The sequence below is a fragment of the Acinetobacter sp. 1566109 genome (assembly GCF_000582255.1).
Taxonomy (GTDB): Bacteria; Pseudomonadota; Gammaproteobacteria; order Pseudomonadales; family Moraxellaceae; genus Acinetobacter; species Acinetobacter nosocomialis.
The window spans coordinates 1-2,077 of record NZ_JEYB01000134.1 but is presented as its reverse complement, the minus strand read 5'-3'; the positions used below and the strand labels follow the sequence as shown (position 1 = coordinate 2,077).

Annotated in this window: 1 protein-coding gene and 1 pseudogene; both read right to left on the bottom strand. The window is 40.6% G+C overall.

The window, feature by feature from the left end; all coding sequences use genetic code 11:
• Nucleotides 1-863 (bottom strand): alkaline phosphatase family protein (locus J582_RS24660; RefSeq protein WP_322782837.1); only part of this gene is annotated, 863 nt, incomplete at its 3' end.
• Between the two features lie 325 nt (nt 864-1,188).
• Nucleotides 1,189-2,077, bottom strand: a pseudogene (locus tag J582_RS24655) (DNA polymerase III subunit gamma/tau); the annotation flags it as partial.

Below are 2,077 nucleotides of genomic sequence, written 5' to 3'. Positions count from 1 at the left end.
GCCGCATCATAGGCTTTATACGGTAGTTTTTGACCCGTATCGGCATACGGTTTATTCGGCTCTCCACCGCTTGAAACGGGATAACCGGATGCAATGTTGGCCTTTCTAAAAGAACGGAACGCACCCAACATATTATCGCCCCATTCATCCGGCATATTTTGATAGCAAATCCAGCTAACACCTGCTTCTTCTAAGCGTTCAGCATAGGTTTTCCATGTATAACCACGATCTGCCGTAGCGGGATTACCATCAATCCAGTCCCATTCATTATTTACAAATGAACGCTTAGTCGCTGTTGCCCCATTGGTACCAGTTAAATGAAAAGATCGGTTCGCATCTGTTCCAGTGTGCATGGAACAATGGTAGGCATCACAAATCGTAAAGGCATTGGCAAGTGCAAACTGATATGGAATTTCTTTTTCTTTAAAATAGCCCATGGATATATCAGTTTTATGGGTTGGCCAGTTCGCCATACGGCCATTGTCCCAAGCCAACTGACTATCATTCCACGTATGCGGCGTACCATCTGCGCGCTGTGCATTATTGGCTGTACCGTCTAAATGAAAAGGCGTTAAAACTTGCCCATTGCGTCTAAGCTGCTCCCAAACCTTACGACCATTTGGCAAAGGAATTGTAAAGCGGTCAGCAAAACCTCGAACGCCTTTTAACGTACCAAAGTAATGATCAAAAGATCGGTTTTCCTGCATCAAAATAATAACGTGCTCAATATCTTGAATGGTGCCCGTTTTATTATTTGCAGGAATTGCTAGAGCCTTTTGAATACTTGATGGGAAAGCCGCCAACGCTGCAGCACCAAAGCCCATATTTAAAGAGTAATTTAAAAATTTACGACGTGTAATCATGATCAAATTCTTTTTATTATTTAAGGTTATGGAGCACAGCGCATTACAGGCTTTTTACCTGTGTCTGGTGTATTCGAATTATCATTTGCAGAGTCGTTACAACCACTCAGTAAGAGTGCACCGATTAGTAAGAAATATGAATATTTAAAGGAAGTTATTCCTGTACATTGCCTTTTCATGACGATATATAGTCCATTTTAAAATCTAAAATGGCTAACATAGAAAAGTACAATGACAGTGGCGTGACCTGAATATTTCAATCCAGTGAAAAATATGAAAATTCTATTATTTCCATATTTTTCACCAAATCAAAACTCAATTGGAATTAAGGCTTTAATTGAATATTTTGTAATTCACCATCAAAAGTCTCTATAAGGCTTTTAATGACAGGTTGTTGCTGTAATAGCTCTGTCGCTCTATGGAAAGCTTTTTCTTTACGAATGCTTTGCATAACATAAGGTGTAGATGTATGAACTGCACCATATTCAACTGTAAACTGTGTATCTGCCCATTGTTGCTTTAAAGCATCAATTAGGCCTTGCTGTAATTGGGTTAACATATTTTCATATTCTTGAGGAATATGGAAAATCGTGTTGCCTCCAATTTCACCAGTCATCACACCATGTTGAGCAAGTTCTTGAACGGCTGGGGAAAGCTGACTATTTCTAAACCAATATTCCCACTTTTCAAGTGTCCACTCGCCTTCTAAAACTTGAGCAGAAAGCTTCAAAATATCCTGAGGCATCAACTGCCCGTTATCAGTTGCACTAGACTCTTTGATAACTGTAGCAGTTTCAACAACCACTTCGGCTTGCACCAATGTTTGCTGCTCAATAACAGGTTCAGAAACCAAATCATGAGTTACAGGTGCATCTTGACCCAGAGAAAATTCAGTATCAGATGTTTCAAACAAACCTTGCGGCTCAGCAGTAAATGTTGGCTCAGGTTCAGTTTGTTTGGCTTGGGTTTCAGCCTGAACATGTACTGCCTTTTGTTCTGGTACTGGAATGAAATCTTCCTCTAGAACACTAATCGTTTCTTGAACAGGTACTGACTCAAGCCCAATCAGCTCATGATGGTTTGGGTCAAATACCATTAAATCCTGATTAGACTGCGGTTCAGGTTCAGGTTCAGGTTCAGGTTCAGGTTCAGGTTCAGGTTCAGGTTCAGGTTCAGGTTCAGGTTCAGGTTCAGGTTCAGGTTCAGGTTCAGGT